Source organism: Galbibacter sp. L-19 (assembly GCF_056857615.1).
The window spans coordinates 70,370-90,947 of the sequence record NZ_JBSXNL010000036.1; the positions used below are offsets into that span (position 1 = coordinate 70,370).

A 20,578-nucleotide genomic window follows, 5' to 3' on the forward strand; every position below is an offset into this window, starting at 1 on the left:
ATGATTGATTAAAATTTTAAATTGATTCCTAATTGATACGTAATATTACTTACTCGTCCTACTCCTAAACCAGCTCCAGCCCATTCAGGATCGTATCCATCATAATCTGTAAATACAAATGGATTTAAAACATTTGCGTAGATTCTAAAATGTTTAATATTTAGTTTTTCAATTATATTCTGACCAAAAGTGTATCCTAAAGAAATGTTTTTCACTTTAACAAAAGAAGCATCTCTGTAATACCCTACGCCATCATTTCTCCAAAATGTCCCCATATTACGTGGTTGTGGATAGTTGTTTGAAGCTTGAGCAGGAACACCAGCTTGATTTTCTGGCACATACCAATCGATATCTAACTTTTGACGCCCACGATCTTCTGTATTTGTAAAATTTGCGTGAAAAGGACTATAAACATACACTCCTTGGTTGGTAATAAGCGAAGCAGATAAATCGATATTTCCAACGGTTAATTTGGTAAATAAACTTCCTGACCAATCAGGATTTGGAGTTCCTAAAATAATACGGTCGTCTGCGGGGTCAATTACACCATCATTATTAATATCTCTAACTTTAGCCTGACCTTCTGTTTGGTTGTACGATGTAGCTTCTGCAACTTCATCTCCTTGCCAGATCCCGTCAAAGTCATAATTATAAATAGCATCAATATCTTCCCCAATAAACCATCCGTTTCCAACATCATCAACTTCATCTTGTCCATATAATTCTTCAATAGAATTATTGTTTTTAGTGAAGGTAAGTGTGGTAGACCAAGTAACTTTTTGGTTATTAATAAGTATTCCTGTTAAACTTGCCTCAACTCCTGTATTTTTTACAGAAGCTACGTTTGCATTGATAGAAGACCAGCCAGACTCGATTGGAAGTCTTTGTTCAAGAATTAAATCATCAGATAATCTGTCATAAACATCAACACTACCATTTAATCGGTTGTTAAAGAATCCGTAGTCAATACCAAAGTTCATTTCACGTGTTTTTTCCCATCCTAAAGATTTATTAGCTAAAGCGCTAGGAAGCCATCCATTGGCAGAAGTTCCGTTAAAATCGTAGTATAATTGTCTGTCTAAACTGTTTTGTGTAGAATAAGGAGAAACATTATTGTTTCCAGTATAACCGTAACTAGCTCTTAATTTTAAATTAGAAACGGTATTAGATTCTTTTAAGAAACCTTCTTCACTAACTCTCCAACCAATAGCTGCAGAAGGGAAAGTGTCCCATTGTTTATCTTGAGATAGGAGGGAAGAACCATCCCATCTGTTAGAAAGCGTAAGTAAATACTTATCTTTATAAGAATAGTTTAGACGTAACGCATAAGAGCTAAGTGTCTGCTTTGAATAATTAGAACCTAGGTTAAATGTACCCTGTTCTCCAGAGCCAATATTGTAGAAACCAGTGTCGAAAGGCATATTTCTAGAACTTTGGAAAGAAGTTTCGGTTCTACTGTAATACAAACTTTGTAATGCAAGGAAGTTAAAAGTATGTGCATCATTGAAAGTGTAATCAATATTAAATTGATTATCCCAAGTTCCATTGAAGTTTTCTCCTTTACTCATTTCTGCTGAAGGGAGGTCATTATTATCTACACCAACACTAGTCATAGCACCCCAGGCTTGCCCGTTTCTATAGCTAGAATATCCAGCAGAGTAGGTAGTTTTAAAAGATAACCAATCTAAAATATTATACTGAAAGTATACATTTCCAACCCCTGTCCATCTTCTGGTTTCATTAGTAGTGTTTGCAATTTCTAAAAGTGGATTATAGGTACTTGTTTTGTTAATAACAAAATCTCCATTTGCATCGGTAAGTTTCCCTGGTAATGGAAATAATTCATTATCGTTCAAGCCATAAGGATCTAAGAATGGATTTAACCTAAAAGCTTGTTGCATGGCATTATCACTACCATCTTGTTGTTCTGTTAAAGCGACAGTGAAATTTGCTCCAATTGAAAATTTATCGTTTATTTTTTTATCCAATCCAGATTTAAAAGTATACTTTTTTAATTCTTCATTTTGAATATTTCCAGTTTCCTTTTGGGCACCTATTCCTAAGTTATATCCCATCCCATCGTCTGTTCTTCCAGAAACATTTACATAATTGTTTTGTTGAATTCCTGTTTTTAATACAGCGTCATACCAATCAAAGGTTTCATTGTTTAAAGCTCTTCTTTCTAATTCAGAATTAGCGTCTCCAATAACTGCATCGTATAATGTCTCAGGGGTAACATATCCGTTAGGACCATTACTTGCAGTTGCTAGGTAAGCCGATTGATGATAATACCACCATTTTTGCCCACCCATCATTTCAGGAAGTCTTGCAACATCTTTTACTCCCATATAACTATCTAAGGTTACAGTAAAATTTGAGGGTGCATTTGCACCACTTTTTGTAGTTACAATAACAACACCATTGGATCCTCTAGAACCATAAATAGCAGTAGAAGATGCATCTTTTAAAATATCCATTCTTTGGATATCTTGTGGGTTTAAGAAATCTATATTGTCTGTAGGAACTCCATCTACAACAAATAACGGATTTGTATTTCCGCTTAAAGAGTTTTTACCTCTAATGGTAATGTCAAAACCATCTCCAATACGTCCTGTAGATGGAGATATTTGTACCCCAGGAACATTTCCTTGCAATGCTTCCAATGGATTATTCATGCTTCTCTCGGTAAGCGATTCAGAATCTAAACTCCCAACAGCTCCTGTTAAATCAGATTTTTTCTGAGTTCCATAACCAATAACAACAACCTCATCTAACGATTGCGTATCTGGTTCTAAAGTAATATTTATATTGGAAGTTCCATTAAGACTATACTCTTGAGTCTTAAAACCTATATAAGTAATTACTAATACAGCATCTGGTGAAGCTACATTTAAAGTAAAGTTCCCATCAAAATCTGTTGTAGTTCCGTTTGAAGTATTTTTTTCAACAACATTTACACCGGGTAGCGGAGTGCTAGTTTCCGCTTCAGTAATAACACCTGTTATTGTAGTGTTTTGTTGTCCGTAACTAAAGTTACTAAATGCAAAACAGCAAATAAATAATACTGAAAGCAAGTAATAATTTTTTGTTTTAAACAATAGTTTGGTTTTCATAATAATTGTTAGATTGAATTCTTAAATACAGTTAGTTGACTTTTAATCATTAAAAATTAATTTTTGTAATCGATTGCACGAATCTAAACAATAACTATTAAAAAACAAATTTTTAATATAAAAAAATACCAAATTGACAATTTAAGCATAGGAATTTTAACATAATAGTACTGTTTTCCGTAATTTTTAATAGGTTTATAGTATTTTTTACTATTTTGCAATAGGTTTTAGGATTCAATCTGAAGAAAAGTAGTGTTATTGTAATCGATAACACTTTGAAATTTAGGTTTTTTTAAATTAGTTACATTTGTAGAATATTCAACAGCCAAGAAAAGTTTAATGAACGAGAAAACTACCATTTATGATATTGCCAAAGCGTTAAATGTAACAGCAGCAACAGTATCAAGAGCATTAAATAATAATCCTAAAATTAGCGCAGCTACTAGGAAACTAGTAATGGAAACTGCTGCTAAAATGAATTATAAGCAAAATAAATTAGCATTAGCCCTTAAAAGTGGGAAGAGTAATAATGTAGGTGTTGTGGTTCCTTATATTGATAGGAATTTCTTTTCTGCTATTATTAGAGGGATAGAAGAAGAGTTATATCCATTGGGCTATCATGTTATTATTTGCCAAACGCATGAACAAGAGAGTGCCGAGATAGATAATATCAATGCACTTTTAAACGCGCAAGTAGACGGAATATTAATGTCGGTTTCTAAATTATCTACACAAACCTCTCATTTTGAACATGTTTTAAATAAAAATGTTCCTTTAGTATTTTTTGATAGAAAAAAAGATGTTAAGGGAGTTAGTACGGTTACTATAGACGATTATCAAGCGGGTTACAATGCTACTAAACATCTTATAGAGCAGGGGTGTAGTAAAATAGCACACCTTTCTGGAGACTGGGCTTTAGAGATTTATAAAAATAGATATAAAGGATATAAACAGGCATTGCTGGATAACGGAATAACATTTAATAAAGATTATGTTATTAAAACGAAGAGTGATATTAAAGCGGGTCATAAATCGGTTGAGAAATTGATGACTTTAGAAACTCCCCCTGATGCAATATTTTCCTCAAGTGATTATGTGGCACTTGGCGCAATTCAGCAATTAAAAAAAATGGGAGTTAAAATCCCAGACGATTTTTGTGTGATAGGTTTTAGTAATGAGCCTTTTACTAAGTTTATGGAGCTTTCTATGAGTACTGTAGACCAATTACCGGTTGAAATGGGGAAAATGTCGGCAAAGGTATTTTTAGAGCAGGTAAAAGAATCGAATGTTAAAATTGAAAAGAAGGTAGTTTTAGCTCCCAATTTAAAAATTAGAGCTACTTCTACAAAAAAATAATATTTTATTTACTCAACGAGATTATAATAAACTTAAGTTTATCTTGAATATACTGAAGATAGGTTTCGACCTATTTTTAGTTTTCTAATGTTTCATGGTTGTTATCTAAACCATTCTAGGGGGTAGAGCTATTTCTAACAGATTTAATGTAGGTTTACCACTAAATTCACAAATATATTTTTATTTCCTACGTTTAATAACAATCTCCTGAAGGGAGGGGAAGTATCATATATCCGTGAATTTGTGGCTAAAATTTAAAAAATCTTAAAACAAAGAATGTTAGAATATTACTGTAATTAAAGAGAAACACCTCGTTTCCAAGGAATAAAATCGTTTTGATTTAATTCCATAGCTTTGGTTTTCTTCCCACTAGCAATGTCTACAATATATTCCATTAGAACATCGGCCATTTCTTCAATTGATTTTTCTCCGCGGATAATTGCACCTGTATCAATATCAATAATATCTGGCATTTTTAGAGCTAGTTCACTATTTGAAGCTACTTTAATAACTGGGGTAATAGGATTTCCAGTTGGAGTACCTAAACCAGTAGTGAACAATATAATATTGGCACCAGAACCAGCCATTGCAGTGGTACTTTCCACGTCGTTTCCGGGAGTACATAAAAGATTGAGCCCCGATTTAGTTACATATTCCCCGTAATCTAAAATTTCTACTATAGGGGATGTGCCTCCTTTTTTTGCTGCCCCAGCAGATTTCATTGCATCGGTAATAAGTCCGTCTTTAATATTTCCAGGAGAAGGATTCATATCAAATCCTGAGCCTGCATCTACTACAGATTTTTCAAAATCTTGCATTAATTGAAGAAATCTACTACTTTGCTTTTCGTCTACACAACGGTTAACAAGTTCTTGCTCTACCCCACATAACTCGGGGAATTCAGAAAGGATTGCTGTCCCTTTTAATGCAGTAATAATATCTGAAACTTGTCCTAAAGTAGGGTTGGCAGAAATTCCTGAAAATCCATCGGAACCTCCACATTCTAATCCAATTTTTAATTTTGAAAGTGGTGCAGGCTTTCTTTTTATTTGGTTTGCCTTTTTTATTTCAGCAAAAGAGTCCTTAATAATTGTATTAAGCATTTCTTCAACCGTACCCATTTTCTGCTGCTCGTAGATTAAAACAGGCTTATTTAGGTTAGGAGCTACTTTATTTAAAGCGTCTTTTAAAATTTGGATTTGTAGATTCTGACACCCTAAACTCAAGACAGTTGCTCCAGCAACATTGGGGTTATTTACGTAACCAGCCAAAAGTTGTGATAAACTTTCTGAATCTTGACGAATCCCTCCACAGCCTCCTTGATGGGTTATAAATTTTACATCGATATTATCAAAAACAGGAACTGTATCTCCAGTAATATCTGAATTGTCGGTTGTTCCATCCCGATTAACAAGAGATCTTAATAATAAACGATGTTTGTTTACATCTTCATTTAAAAGTTCCTTTTCGAAAACTTCTTTTAGAACTTCAATATTTCTGTTTTCACAGAATACAAGTGGAAAAAATAACCAAACATTACGGGTTCCTATTTGTCCATCTTCTCTGTGGTAGCCATTAAAAGTTCTGTCTTTCCATTTAGTTACATCTGGAATATTCCAGTTTACAGTTTCTGTTTTACCAGTAACTTTTTCTGTTTTATGTTTTACATTTTCTGTTGTAATAACAGCGCCTTTTTCAATTGTTTCGCTTGCGCTTCCTACAAGAACTCCATACATATAGATTTTTTCGTCTTTATGTAGTGTTGTAAGTGCAATTTTATGTTTGGCTTTTACATCCGTAGTTAAAACAATATCTTCCCCTTCAAATGAAACGGTAGTATTACTTTTTAAATTTTTTAAAGCAACCGCAACATTATCTTCAGGATGTACTTTTATTAATTCTTTTTCCATAATAAACAATTTAGTATTTTAAACCGAAATTGGTTTTAAATTTCAGCTTTAAAATTTTTGAATCCTTGTTCTACACCATTCGTATCAATTTTTTCTAAAGCAAGAGTAATAGCTGTTGTTAGTCCTTCTATTTGGGTAAGGTCTTCGTCCCAAAAGGATGCATTGGAAAGAATTGTACTTGCTGTTTCAGCATAATCGTTCAATTCCCATGCTTTTTTAAATGTAGCAACAATAGCTTCGTCATCTTGAACAGGTAACGAAACTCCGTTCCAACTCCCTTTATAAAACCGTATTAAACAAGCAAAAGCATAAGTTAAATGTAGCGGTAATGTCTTATTTCCTTTTTGGTATTCTAATAAACTAGGCAGCACTCGAACTTTAAATTTAGAAACAGAATTTAAAGCAATACTAGAGAGTTGATGTTTTATAAACGGATTTCTAAACCTATCAAAAACTTCATTTGCAAAAGTTTCTAATTCTTGTTTGTCGAGTTCTAGCGTTTGAATAATTTCGTTAAAAACAGTGTCTTTAACAAAGTTTCCTGTAAAATCTGTATCAATAGTTTCTTTTACCGTTTCATTTCCGTAGAGAAGAGAAAATGGAACCATAACCGTATGTGCACCATTTAAAATTCTAACTTTACGTGTACGATAAGGTTGCATATCTTTAACCACTAAAACATTCAAATCTGTTTTATCAAATGGAAGTTTTGCTCTCAACTCATCATTCCCTTCTATAACCCATAAAAAGAATTTTTCTGCGGTAACAATGAGGTTGTCTTTGTAAGATAGCTGTTGGTTATAATCTTCAATTTCATCTTTTGGATAACCAGGAACGATACGGTCTACCAAGGTGTTATGGAAACTATTACTGTTTAATAACCAGTCTTTAAAGCCGTCTTCAAGTTTCCAATCACCACAATACTTTAAGATGATTTTCTTTAAATTATCTGCGTTGTAATTAATCAATTCACATGGAATGATTGTTAATCCTTTATCAGAAGCACCATTAAAATGCTTATATCTTTCATATAAAAGAATGGTTAATTTAGCAGGAAATGAGGAGGGAGGCTGCATATTTGGCGTGTCAGTCTCGTTGTAAGAAATTCCAGCTTCTGTAGTATTAGAGATAATAAAAGAGAGTTCTTCTTCTTTGGCCAATGCTTTGTATTGGTCATAATCAGAATAAGGATTAATTCCTTTTACAATACTGCTAATAAGTTCTTTTTCTTGTATTTCTTCGCCTTTATATATTCCTTTCATGAATAATGTATAAAGACCATCTTGATCATTTAAAAGTGAGATTAAACCTCTGTCTATAGGTTGTACAACAGCTACTCCCGCATTAAAATTGGCCGAGTTATTAAGCGCTTGGATTGCATAATCTACAAAAGCTCTTAAAAAGTTTCCCTCTCCAAATTGTATAATTTTTATAGGGGGAGTATCTTTCAAATTTGTATTTTCTCTGTTTAGATTTTTCATTTTTTATTGTGTTTTCTTAACGGATTTAGCATACGTTCTTCTTTTGTTCTAAAATCTTAAACCTTTAATCCCTCATAGTGGGTCTGATTCCCGACCCTCTGCGTCGAAATTAATTAAATTTGTTTCCTTTGAATACCTTGTGGGCTTGTCCGGAGGTAGTTGATTTTAAACAACACTGAAACAAAGGTAATCGATTACATTCGATTTTAAAAAAAAGGTAAGAACCTTATTTTTTTATTTTCAAAGTTTTTATATAAGAGTTTTTTTAAAAGTACCTAAACTGTAAGTGTTGTTCTGAGCTTGTCGAAGTTTCTAACATTAAGAGAAACTTCGACAAGCTCAGTTTGACAACTATTTTGACAAGCTCAGTTTGACACTACTTTGACAAGCTCTGTTTTGACAACTATAAATTACTTTTTAGATAGCTATAAAAAAACTATATAAATTTCAAGAGTATATATTAAAACCCAAACAAACTAGGTAACCACAATGTAAGTTGTGGAAAATATGTCACCAAAAATAAGGCGAATATCATAGCTAGAAATAGAGGGATTAATGGTTTTATTACTTTTTGAATACTCGTTTTGGCTACTCCAACTCCTACAAAGAGGACTGAGCCAACGGGTGGGGTACAAAGTCCAATACATAAATTAAGAACCATAATAATTCCGAATTGAACTGGATCCATTCCAAGCTTAGTTACTACAGGTAAAAAGATAGGCGTAAAGATGAGCACTGCTGGCGTCATATCCATAAAGATTCCTACAAAAAGTAAGAGTAGATTTATAATTAATAAGATAACAATAGGATTGTCGCTTAATCCTAAAAGCAAGCTACTTATATTTTGAGGAATATTCTCATAAGACATTACCCAAGACATACTCATAGAAGCGCCAATTAAAAGCATTACAATAGCTGTGGTTGAAGCAGAATTAAGCAATACTTCGGGGAGGTTTTTAAAGGAAATCTCTCTGTATATAAATCCTAGAATAAGGGTGTATAAAACAGCAATTGCAGAAGCTTCTGTAGCTGTAAAAATTCCAATTACAATACCTCCAATAACTATAACTAACAAAAGCAAGCTAGGAACAGCATCTATAAAAGTGCTAAAAACTTGTTTTAATGTACTTCTCTTTCCTACATTATATTTTTTCTTTTTTGCCCAAATAGCGGCTACTATCATTAAGAATAAACCTGTTAAAATACCAGGAATGTATCCTGCTAAAAATAGGGCGGCAATAGAAACTCCACCACTAGCTAGCGAGTAAACAATAAGCACATTACTTGGAGGGATTATTAGTCCAGTTGTTGCCGAGGTAATATTTACTGCTACTCCAAATTCTTTTGAATAGCCTTCTTTTTCCATTTCAGGTCCTAAAATACTTCCCATAGCAGATGCAGATGCCATTGCAGAACCAGCAATAGCTCCCATTAGCATTGCAGCAATTACATTTATTAATGCTAGTCCGCCAGGAAATGATCCTACCAATGTTTTAGCAAATGCAATGAGTCGATGGGCTATTCCTCCTTTATTCATGAGCTCTCCAGAGAGGACAAAAAACGGAATGGCAAGGAGAGCAAAGCTATCGAGACCAGTAGCCATTCGTTGCGAAACAGTGGTAAAAGCTGGCATAGCTGGAATGGTTACCAGCATGGTTAATAAGGATGAAATGGTAATACTCCAAGCAACTGGAGTACCAATTGCTAAAAGGCATATAAAACTTATGACTAATACGAGAACTGGGATATATTCCATAATAATTATTTCTTTAAAATATCTGAGGTTTTGTAATAAATAATAAGCAATCCGCTAATAGGAATAACTAGATATACTGCAAAGAGCGGCATATTTAAAGCAGGAGAATGCTGACCCAAAATGTAGCTGATATATACAAGTCGGATACCTCCGATAACAAAAGCTAATAATGAAAATATAATGATGAGTGCATTCACAATTACTGCTAATTTCTTTTGAGTTTTTGCGCTAGATTTTGAAGGAAGTACATCAATGGCAACATGCATATTTCTTCCAGATACATAAGCTGCTCCTAAAATACCAACCCAAATCATTAAGTATCGTGCCAATTCGTCTGTAAAAGAGCTAGGAGTACCAGTAACATAGCGTGTGAAAACTTGCCATAAAACATTAATTACCATCAGGCTCATTATAAAAACTAATGCTCTACTTAAAACGAAGTCTACTTTCTTTCTAAAATTCATTTTATTTAGTGTTTCTAATTTCTTGGATTAGGGAATACATTTCTTTATTGCTTTTATATGCGTCATATATACTTTGAACTTCTTCTGCAAATGGCTCTTTATCAGGATAGATTACTTCAACGCCTTCTTTTTGCACAGCTTCCAAAGCTTCTTTCTCCGACTTAGCCCATAGTTTACGCTGATTTACAACAGATCTATCGGCTGCTTCTTGAAGCCATTCTTGTTCTTGTTCATTCAAACTATTCCATAAATGGGTTCCTACTACCAAAACATCTGGTAATACAGTATGCTCGTCCAAAGAATAGTATTTACACACTTCGTAATGTTTTGATAAATAGAAGCTTGGAGGATTGTTTTCTGCTCCATCTACAACGCCTTGTTGTAATGATGTGTATAATTCTCCCCATGAAATTGGAGTAGGTGAGCCTCCTAAACTACGAACCATATTCATAGCAGTTGCGCTTTCCATAACTCGAATTTTCATTCCTTCTAAATCTGAAGGAGAATTTACGGGTCTTTCTTTAGTGTAGAAACTACGACTTCCAGCATCGTAATAACAAAGGCCTTTGAGCCAAAATTGAGTTCCTTCATTAAGGAGCGATTTTCCAATTGGACCATCCAAAACATTGAAAGAATGTTGTTTGCTTTTAAATAGAAATGGAAGTCCTAAAACCTTCATTTTAGGAGCAAAATTTTCTAAAACTCCAACAGAAACTTTTGTCATATCTAAACTACCAATTTGCAGAAGTTCTAAACATTCTCGTTCAGAACCTAATTGCTGATTGGGATAAATCTTGATATTCATTTTTCCGCCAGAAATTTCTTCTAAGTCTTTTCCCATTTGGAGCATCGCTTTGTGTACGGAATGGTTTACATCCAAACCATGCGCTAGCTTAATGGTTTTGTGAGAACTAATTTGATTGCAAGAAATGCAAATCAAAAAAGTAAGCAGTGTTAGGGAGATTTTTAAGGTAGCTTTCATGTATTATTAATTATATTTTAATCCCTCACAGAGGGCTTAATTCTCCGAAGCATGCCCTGAGTTTGTCGAAGGGCTCTGCATCGAAATGAATTAAGGTTGTTGTGTTTGTATACCTCGAGAACTTGCCTCAAGGGCTTGCCCCGAGGTAGTTTACTAAAGCTCTTTTTTAAAATATGTTAAGTTTTGGTTGGTTATTCTTAATCCCTTATGGACTTACCAAAAGAGCGTTTATTTAAGTTTTTTTATAATTTGTAGGGCATTTGCTACTGTTTCTTTTAAAAGGTTATAATCTTTATTTGCTATAATTTCCTTTGAAATAAGTTGAGATCCCATTCCTACACAGGTTACGCCTGCTTTAAACCACTCACTAAGGTTTTCCTTAGTTGGAGAAACACCACCTGTAGGCATAATGCTTGTCCATGGACAAGGGCCTTTTATTGCTTTAACAAATTTTGGTCCGTAAATTCCACCAGGGAATAATTTTACTACTTCACAACCAAGTTCTTCTGCTTTTGCAATTTCTGTAAGGGTAGCACAACCTGGCGACCATAATACTTTTCTACGATTGCACACAAGGGCAATATCTTCTCTAAGTACCGGGGTTACAATAAATTGAGCGCCCATTTGCATATATAAAGAAGCGGCTGCCGCATCTGTTACAGAACCTACACCGAGAATTAAATCTGGACATTCTTTAGCACAAAATTTAATTAATTCTGAAAATACTTCATGGGCAAAAGCTCCTCTAGCAGTAAACTCAAATAAGCGGGCACCTCCATCATAACAAGCTTTTACAACTTGTTTTACAATAGCTACATCTTCATGATAGAAAAGTGGTACTAAACCAGTTTCTTTCATTTTAGTTGCCACTTCTATTCTTGTATATGTTTTCACATGAATAAATTTAAGTTAAACGATTGATTTTTATGTCATTATATAATTAAGTAACAAGTCAATACCCTTTAAAAGCCTTTGATTTGTTCAGCTCCTTTTGTGGAGGTATTATAAATTCCTCTATGAGGGTTTCATCTGTATATTTTAAAATAAAATTACCTTTTCACTCTTCCAGAAACATTCCCTCCCATTAAATCTTCTACATCTTCTTTTGAAACCAAGTTTGCATCTCCATAAATAGTATGTTTTAAACAAGAAGCTGCTACTGCAAAATCTAATGCTTTCTGATCTTCATAATAATTGAGACCATATATCAAAGCTCCCATAAAACTATCTCCAGCACCAATTCTATCAACAATATCGGTAATATTATAAGATTCCGACTCTAAAAGATTTTTTCCATCATATAAAACAGCAGACCATGTGTTGTGCATAGCACTTATATTTTTTCGGTTGGTAATAATTATTTTTTCTGATGAAGGAAAACGTTCTTTTAGTTTTTCGCAAAGCGATTGTTGGAGCTCTTTTTCTGTAGCCCCCTCTGGATCAATATCAAAATATTGTTTGGAAGCATAATCTCCTGCTAGAATAACCTGACATTTAGCAACCATTTTTTCCATAACTTCTCCAGGAGTTTTCCCATAATTCCAAAGATTGGCACGGTAGTTAAAATCTGTAGAAATAGTAAGTCCCATCTCTGAAGCTACTTCAATGGCTTCCATACAAACATCTGCAGCTCCTTGAGATACGCCAGGCGTAATACCAGACCAATGAAACCAAGTAGCGTCTTTAAAAGCAGCTTTCCAATCAATCATTCCCTTTTCTATGTGTGCAAAAGAAGAATAAGCGCGGTCGTATATAATTTTACTCCCTCGTACAGAGGCTCCTTTTTCTAGAAAATAAAGTCCTAGTCGGTCGCCACCTTTTGCGATAAAATTGGTACCAACATTATATTTACGCATTTGCATCAGTGCAGTTTCTGCTATATCGTTTGCGGGGAGACGCGTAATCATTTCAGACTTCATCCCAAAATTAGACAGACCCGTAAGCACATTTAATTCACTTCCGCCATAATCGGCATTCATTTCTATCGCTTGCGAAAATTTAAGATGATCTTTGGTTGATAATCTTAATAAAACTTCTCCTAAGGCTACTACTTTTTTCAATATTTAAAGTTTTAGTTTTTTGTTTAATCCCTCAAAAAAGGGTTTTTATCTCCAACTCATGTCGAAGTAGGTTAATGTTGTTTCGTTTAAATCCACAGCGGACTTTGTAACGAGGTTATTTATTTTTAAAAATCAAAATATTCCTGAGCATTATTGTAAGAAATATCTTCAACAATTTTTCCAATCCATTCCATGTCGTTTGGAAGCTCACCGTTTTCAATTTCTTCTCCTAAGAGGTTACACAAAATTCTTCTAAAATATTCGTGTCGTGGGTAAGATAAGAAACTCCTAGAATCTGTAAGCATTCCAATAAAGCAACTTATAAGTCCCATGTTTGACAAAGCATTCATTTGTTTTGTCATTCCGTCTTTTTGATCTAGAAACCACCATCCAGAACCAAACTGTACTTTTCCTTTTACAGAACCATCATTGAAATTACCAATCATAGTTGCCATAACCTCATTATCGGCAGGGTTTAGATTGTAGATAATAGTTTTAGAAAGTTTATCTTTTCCGTCAAGACTATTTAAAAATTTAGATAATTTCTCTGCTTGTGGATAGTCAGAAATAGAATCCCATCCTGTGTCAGGACCTAATTTAGCTAACATTCTGGTGTTATTATTTCTAAGTGCTCCTAAGTGGAATTGTTGAATCCAACCGAGCGAATGGTATTGTTCTGCTAAAAATTGTAAAACAGCACTTTCAAATTTTTCTATTTCTAGGAATGAAAGTTGTTCATTTTTAAGACGTTTCTTTAAAATTTGATCTACTTCAGCTTCAGAATAAGGAGCAAATGGAATGCTATTTAATCCGTGGTCGGAAACTTTACATCCATTCTCATTAAAATACTGAACTCTTTTTACAAGAGCGTCCAATAAATCTTGATAAGACGTAATACTAATATCTGCAGCCTTTTCTAACTTACCTAAATATTCAATAAAACCATCATTTCCAATCATGATAGCTTTATCTGGACGAAAAGAAGTGCTTATATGCGTATCGAAATTACTTTTTGCTAATTGCTGATGATGCTCTAGAGTATCAATAGGATCTTCAGTAGTACAAACAACTTTTACATTCATTTTAGAAAGTAATTGTTGACAACTATAGTCTGATGAATTTAATTTATCAGAAGTGATTTTATAAATTTCCTTGGCATTTTTCTCATTTAAAAGCTCATACACATCAAAATAACGAGCAAGTTCTAATTGAGTCCAATGGAATAGGGGGTTACGAAGTGTATAAGGTACAGTTTTTGCCCATTGTTGGAATTTTTCTTCATCGGAAGCATTTCCAGTAATGTATTTTTCATTAATACCTAAGGTTCTCATTGCTCTCCATTTGTAATGGTCGCCATCAAGCCATGCTTTCGTAATATTTTCAAAAACTCTATTTTCTGCTATATCTTTTGGAGATAAATGGCAATGGTAATCAATAATTGGCATTTTACTCGCATGGTTATGATAAAGCTCTTCTGCATATTTGTTACGAAGTAAAAAATTATCGTTTATAAATTTAGTAGTGTTCATAATGTTTTAATCTTCATTTTAATCTCTCATAAGAGAGTTTATAGCTATTTTATGTTACTCGATAATCGAGATTTGAATGCTCCAAAGCCTGTCCTGAGTTTCCCGAAGGGATTGCGTCGAAATACTTTTAGCCCTTCCTTTTAATGCTTCCTAAGCATGCTCCAAGGGAGTTTACTGAGTTATGATTATTCTTAACTACTTAAGAAACTAGCTTTGTATTAATTTGTTTTTATATTTTAACTTGATTCATATTTTTACCTTGAACAGGTATTTGTGTAATCGATTGCACAAATATAAATTTATTTTTTTAAAAATTGTATTTTATTAAAAAAACCTTGACAAAATTTTTGTTATTCGTTAATATCATGTTCTATAAAGGAGATATTGCTAATAAATTATAAATAATTCTTTGTATTAAATCCCTCATTGAGGGTTTTATTCCCCAAAGCCTGTCCAGAGTTTACCGAAGGGTTCTACGTCGAAATGGATTAAAATATTTTTCCTTTTGAATACCTCGTAGGCTTGCCTCGAGGTAGTTGATTTTTTTGAGTAACTCTATTAAGAGGTTTTTCTTATTCCTAATTCTAAACCTCTTAATTCTGCTAAGCCGCGGAGTCTTCCAATAGCAGAATAACCAGGGTTTGTGTGTTTCTTTAAATCGTCTAACATTTTATGTCCGTGATCTGGTCGAAAAGGCATTCTAATATCTTTTCTTCCTTCAGAAATTCTTTGTTGTTGTTGCGCAATCAATGCTTTCATTACACTAAACATATCAACATCTCCCTCTAGATGATTTGCTTCATGAAAATTCCCTTGCTCATCTCTTTTAGTACTTCTTAAATGAGTAAAGTGAATACGATCTCCAAGATTTTTTATCATTTCAGCTAAATTATTATCCGCTCTAACTCCAAAAGATCCGGTACAAAATGTGAGTCCGTTATTCTTACTGTCAACAGCTTTATAAATAGCTAAAATATCTTGTTCTGTACTAACCACTCTTGGAAGTCCAAGGATAGGGTAGGGCGGGTCGTCTGGATGGATACACATATTAACTCCTGCTTTTTCTGCGGAAGGAATTATATTTTCTAGAAAGAAGAAAAGATGTTGTTTTAGTTTTTCAGCATCAATATCTTTATAAGTTGCTAATATTTCATTAAATTCTTCCAGTGAATATCCTTCTTCAGCACCAGGAAGTCCTGCAATAATATTAGTAACAAGTAGTTTTTTTTCTTCTGAAGTTAAATTATTTATACAGGAATTAGCAGCAGCAATTTCGGCTTCGGTATAATCTTTTTCAGCGTCTGGTCTTTTCAATAAAAAAAGTTCAAAGGCAGCAAAAGCTGTTTTATCAAACCGAAGTGCCGTAGCCCCATCTTCTAATAAATAATCCAAATCTGTACGGGTCCAATCTAAAACAGGCATGAAATTATAACAAACAGTATCTATGCCACATTCCCCTAGGTTTGTAATAGTTTGCTTGTAATTATTGATGTACTCTATATAATCTCCACTTTGAGTTTTTATACTTTCATGAATAGGAACACTTTCTACCACAGACCAAGAAAGACCTGCAGCTTCAATTGTTTTTTTGTGTGCCATTATTTCATCTACAGTCCAAACTTCTCCATTGGGAATATGGTGTAAGGCAGAAACAATGCCTGTTGCCCCTGCTTGCTTTATGTCTGATAGCGATACTGGGTCTTTTGGCCCATACCAACGCCATGTCTGTTCTAATTTGGTATTCATTTATTGTTAGTTGAAAGTTAAGAAGTTAAAAGTTAAAAGTTTAAATGTTGAAGGTTTAAAGTTTAGTGTTGAAAGTTCAATGAATAAGCGATTTGGCAAAAAACAGTTTTGCGACTTCAAAAAGATGCAAACCCAACAATTCAACATTCAACATTCAAAATAACTTTATTACACTCCGCTAAAAGCGCTAAATCCGCCATCAATAGGAATTACAACACCTGTTACAAAGGAAGAATTATCTCCAGCTAACCAATTTGTTACTCCTTGTAATTCTTCGGGTTCTCCAAAGCGTTTCATAGGAGTTTGAGCAACAATTGTTTGTCCGCGTTGAGTAAGAGTTCCGTCTGTATTTAAAAGCAAGGCTCTGTTTTGTTCTCCAATAAAAAAGCCTGGAGCGATAGCATTTACCCGAATTTTATCTCCATATTTTAAAGCCATTTCAACAGCAAGCCACTTTGTAAAATTATCTACAGCTGCTTTACTTGCACTGTAACCTACCACACGGGTAATAGCTTGTTGTGCTGCCATAGATGAAATATTAATAATACTTCCTCTACCATTGTTTGCCATTATTTTACCGAAAACAAAACTAGGAAGCACAGTTCCTTTAAAATTAAGATCGTTTACTTTGTCAAAATCCTCCAACGATAAATCAAAAAAGTTTTCATCTGGCGCTATGGTGGCTCCTTTTCGGTTTCCACCAGCAGCATTTACCAAAATATCTATGCTTCCCCAAGTATCAAGAACTTTTGTTTTAGCAATTTCTAACTCTTTTTGGTTTAAAACATCTGCAATAAGCGCAATGGCTTCTCCACCGTTTTCTTTAATTTCTTTTACGCTATCTAAAACTGTTTTTTCTGTTCTTCCTAGAATTGCAACTTTTACTTTTTGTAATGCAAGGCCTTTGGCTATTGCGCCTCCTAAAACTCCATTCCCTCCAGTTATTATAGCAACTTTATTTTTGAGTTGATCCATTTATTTATTATTTATTGTGATAAAAAATCTTCACGAACAGGGTTAAAAACATCAATGAGAACGCCTGCTTCTATACATTCTACACCGTGGACTAAATTAGGGTTGGCAAAGAAAGTATCGCCGGTTTCTAATGTTTTGGTGTTATTATCTATAGTAACCTCAAATTTTCCTGAAGCTACGTAAGATGCTTGCGAGTGTATATGGTGATGTTTGTATCCAATAGCTCCTTTTTCAAACTTAACTTTTACCATCATTAAGTCTTTATTATAATTGGTTATCTGTCTACTAATCCCTTTGTCTACATCCTCCCAAGTGTTTTCTTTCGTTATAAAAAAATCATTCATAAGCAATTTTTATTTTTGTGCAATTTCTAATTATAAGGTAGGTTCCCAGCCTTTTTCATACTCTCGACCCCATAATTTCATGGCATTTTCGTCGAGCATACGGCCGTTTTTATTGTTTATCTTGAAACCTTTTCCAATTCTATAAGCAACATTAGCATAATGTACCATAGCCATACTTATACTAGCATCGTCAATTGGAGCGTTCAATTTTTCTTTTCCGCGGATGGTTTCAAAGAAGTTTACCACATGCATAGTGGACATGCTTCCGCCTCCTCCAAGAGCAGTTCCAGCTTCATTAGAATTAGAATTAACTTCTTTAACTAATTTTCCACTTCTATCCATTAACATATATTTTTCACGGTCAACATAAACAGTTCCTTCACTTCCGTAAATAAGAGTTCCACGTCCACCTCCATAGGTGCTATATCCATTTCTACTTTTACCATCCCATTGAATAACTTTATTGTCAGAAAATTTAAAAGTAGCCTCCATGGTATCATACATTTCCCAACCGTCGTTTACAAAATGTCTTTTATCGGCCTCTACTTCTGCATATTCTGGAAAATCTACTTGTAATGCCCAGCGTGCAACATCTAGCTCATGGGTAGCATTATTTCCTGTTTCTGCAGTTCCGTAATTCCATCCGTACCAATGCCAGTTATAGTCCCATGTATTATCTGTATATTCTCTATGCACTGCTGGTCCTTGCCATAATTCCCAATCTAAACCTTGTGGAATGGCAGCTTTTGTTTGAAGAGGCACTTCTCCTCTTGAATTGTTATAGAAAGCAACAGCTTTGTATGGATTTCCTATAACTCCATTATGAATTTCTTTAATAATTTCAATGGTGTGAGGAGAAGAGCGCTGCTGATTCCCCATTTGTACCACTTTATTGAATTTTTTAGAAGCTTCTACCAGAAGTTCATTCTCATTCATATTATGGCTACATGGTTTTTCAACATATACATTTTTTCCAGCTTTTAACGCCATTATGGAGCCTGGTGCATGCCAATGGTCTGGTGTTGCATTTATGAGGACATCTACTTTTTTATCGTCAATAACTTTTCGGATGTCGTTTTCTAGTTTTGGTGTATAGTCAATTATTTTAGAAAAATTCTCCTTAGCTCTAAGCCTCTGACTTTCCATAACGTCACACAAATACATCAAGTTTACATTACTCTCTTTTTGTGCAATCGGATCATAATAAGCGCCTAATCTTCTCCCTAAACCTGCAATAGCAACATTTAAGCGGTCGTTGGATCCAATAATTCTTCTGTAACTACTTGCAGGCATTCCCATTACAGAGCTTCCAACAGCAATAGCAGTACTACTTAATACGGTGTTTTTTATAAAGTTTCTTCTAGTTGTCATTATTTAGGGTTTATAAGGATTTAATTTTAATATTTTTATATGAAACACGATTTCCATGATCTTGTAAAAGAATACTTCCTTTTTCAAGCTCTCCAAATTTCTTCCATTTTTTATATTTACTTTCTGAAACCAGTTTACGATACTCTTTACTTCCTCTTTCATATTCAAGCACTTTTACTCCGTTTAACCAATGCTCCACATGATTGTCTTTTGAAACAATTCTAGCAGTATTCCATTCTCCAACAGGGTGGATTGGTTTGTTTGGATCTGCCTGAATTAAATCATACAAAGAAGCTACAGTTCTACTTCCGTCGTGATTTCCTAATTTAGCATCTGGATGATTATCGTCGTCAAGAATTTGATATTCCAAACCAATAGAGGAGCCTGGCCCTTTATTAATTTCAGTATCAACATAATATTTAATACCGCTATTAGCTCCTTTTGTAAGTTTAAAATCTACTTTAAGCTCAAAATCTTGATATAGTTTTTTTGTTACAATATCTCCTGCTGCAGCAGATTCTTTTCCATCACTTTCCATTATAGTTAAGATACCGTTTTCAATAACCCAACCTTTATCTGGAAATTCTTCAAGTTTTGCGCCTCTCCATCCATTAGAAGTTTTTCCGTCCCAAAGCATTTCCCAACCATTTTTCTTTTCGTCTATGGTTAAATTATTTTTAGTGACTACAGGTTCTACAGGAGTTTTTGTACTGTATTTACTTAAACTATCGGTAAGAATATTTACATTTTTCCACATAATTTCTGTACCTTCTTTAGCATCTTTTCCAATGGAATGCACTTGTAATGCTATGAATCCGGAGTGTGTTTTCCCGTCAATTAAATGTGCTGCCGGAACTCCATTAATCCATGTTTTTATAGTATCTCCAATAGCTTCAATTCGGTAATGATTCCAATCTCCTTGTTTAAATGCTTGTTGTGCATTTTTATCATTTTCAATAGGGAAAAGCCAACCACGTCTACCTTCGTCATAAATACCAGCGCTCCATGCTCTATCTGAAGGATCAATTTCTATTTGATACCCATGTACGCGTCCGTTTTGATATTGAGGAGTGCTGTTACTGCGGATTTGAATTCCAGAATTCATAGTAGAATCTACTTTATAATCGAGTTCTAATATAAAATCGTCATACATTTTATTGGTAGTCATAAACGAGTTTGGAGTATTATGGACTGTACTACCAATAACTTTTCCGTCTTCGACTCTGTATTTAGCTTCCCCTCCTTTTTGAGTCCAGCCATTTAGATTTTCTCCATTAAACAATGGAGTCCAAGGAGTGTTGTCTTTTGGGGCGCTCTCTTGGCAGCTTGATAATCCAATGGTAAGACCAATAGCTAAGGCATAAAGTTGGTAATTTTTAACTCTTAATTTCATTTGTTTGTATTTATTGTTTTTAATGGTTTAATGAAACATCCAAATTATAGTAAGTTTTATTGTTAATCATGGATGTTTCATTAAATTTTCATGTTTTG

At 33.9% G+C, this 20,578-nt stretch carries 15 protein-coding genes; 1 reads left to right on the top strand and 14 read right to left on the bottom strand.

Features of this window, described 5'->3' with window-relative positions; translation table 11 throughout:
* Positions 1–8: 8 nt before the first annotated feature.
* Positions 9–3,113, bottom strand: coding sequence for a SusC/RagA family TonB-linked outer membrane protein (locus AC13CQ_RS03890; RefSeq protein WP_008616148.1), 3,105 nt, complete (start codon positions 3,111–3,113; stop codon positions 9–11).
* A 339-nt stretch (positions 3,114–3,452) separates the two neighbouring features.
* On the opposite strand from AC13CQ_RS03890, the gene AC13CQ_RS03895 reads away from it, so the two are divergent.
* Positions 3,453–4,469: a LacI family DNA-binding transcriptional regulator gene (locus AC13CQ_RS03895; protein ID WP_008616150.1), complete on the top strand. Its 1,017-nt coding sequence runs from the start codon at positions 3,453–3,455 to the stop codon at positions 4,467–4,469.
* Between the two features lie 296 nt (positions 4,470–4,765).
* Here AC13CQ_RS03895 and AC13CQ_RS03900 read toward each other — a convergent pair whose 3' ends face one another.
* From AC13CQ_RS03900 to AC13CQ_RS03960, 13 genes are all read right to left on the bottom strand, one after another.
* Complete coding sequence (locus AC13CQ_RS03900) at positions 4,766–6,379, bottom strand: UxaA family hydrolase (RefSeq protein WP_008616152.1); 1,614 nt, start codon at positions 6,377–6,379, stop codon at positions 4,766–4,768.
* A 35-nt stretch (positions 6,380–6,414) separates the two neighbouring features.
* Complete coding sequence (locus AC13CQ_RS03905) at positions 6,415–7,860, bottom strand: tagaturonate reductase (protein ID WP_008616154.1); 1,446 nt, start codon at positions 7,858–7,860, stop codon at positions 6,415–6,417.
* 460 nt (positions 7,861–8,320) lie between these two features.
* A complete protein-coding gene (locus tag AC13CQ_RS03910) occupies positions 8,321–9,616 on the bottom strand; it encodes a TRAP transporter large permease (protein WP_008616169.1) in 1,296 nt (431 codons plus the stop codon).
* Between the two features lie 5 nt (positions 9,617–9,621).
* Complete coding sequence (locus AC13CQ_RS03915; protein ID WP_008616171.1) at positions 9,622–10,080, bottom strand: TRAP transporter small permease; 459 nt, start codon at positions 10,078–10,080, stop codon at positions 9,622–9,624.
* Position 10,081: 1 nt separating this feature from the next.
* On the bottom strand, positions 10,082–11,062 hold the full coding sequence (locus tag AC13CQ_RS03920) for a TRAP transporter substrate-binding protein (RefSeq protein ID WP_008616173.1): 981 nt from the start codon (positions 11,060–11,062) through the stop codon (positions 10,082–10,084).
* A 228-nt stretch (positions 11,063–11,290) separates the two neighbouring features.
* Complete coding sequence (locus tag AC13CQ_RS03925; RefSeq protein WP_008616174.1) at positions 11,291–11,956, bottom strand: bifunctional 4-hydroxy-2-oxoglutarate aldolase/2-dehydro-3-deoxy-phosphogluconate aldolase; 666 nt, start codon at positions 11,954–11,956, stop codon at positions 11,291–11,293.
* 155 nt (positions 11,957–12,111) lie between these two features.
* Positions 12,112–13,122 (bottom strand): sugar kinase, encoded by a 1,011-nt coding sequence (locus AC13CQ_RS03930; RefSeq protein ID WP_008616175.1) that lies wholly within the window; start codon positions 13,120–13,122, stop codon positions 12,112–12,114.
* Positions 13,123–13,247: 125 nt separating this feature from the next.
* A complete protein-coding gene (gene uxaC, locus AC13CQ_RS03935; protein WP_008616182.1) occupies positions 13,248–14,651 on the bottom strand; it encodes a glucuronate isomerase in 1,404 nt (467 codons plus the stop codon).
* Positions 14,652–15,209: 558 nt separating this feature from the next.
* Positions 15,210–16,397 (bottom strand): mannonate dehydratase, encoded by a 1,188-nt coding sequence (gene uxuA, locus AC13CQ_RS03940; RefSeq protein ID WP_008616184.1) that lies wholly within the window; start codon positions 16,395–16,397, stop codon positions 15,210–15,212.
* Between the two features lie 168 nt (positions 16,398–16,565).
* Positions 16,566–17,372, bottom strand: coding sequence for an SDR family oxidoreductase (locus AC13CQ_RS03945; RefSeq protein ID WP_008616193.1), 807 nt, complete (start codon positions 17,370–17,372; stop codon positions 16,566–16,568).
* 11 nt (positions 17,373–17,383) lie between these two features.
* On the bottom strand, positions 17,384–17,716 hold the full coding sequence (locus tag AC13CQ_RS03950; protein ID WP_008616195.1) for a cupin domain-containing protein: 333 nt from the start codon (positions 17,714–17,716) through the stop codon (positions 17,384–17,386).
* 30 nt (positions 17,717–17,746) lie between these two features.
* Positions 17,747–19,087: a Gfo/Idh/MocA family protein gene (locus AC13CQ_RS03955; protein ID WP_008616197.1), complete on the bottom strand. Its 1,341-nt coding sequence runs from the start codon at positions 19,085–19,087 to the stop codon at positions 17,747–17,749.
* A gap of 10 nt (positions 19,088–19,097) precedes the next feature.
* Positions 19,098–20,480, bottom strand: coding sequence for a 3-keto-disaccharide hydrolase (locus AC13CQ_RS03960; protein ID WP_474507076.1), 1,383 nt, complete (start codon positions 20,478–20,480; stop codon positions 19,098–19,100).
* Between the last annotated feature and the right edge of the window lie 98 nt (positions 20,481–20,578).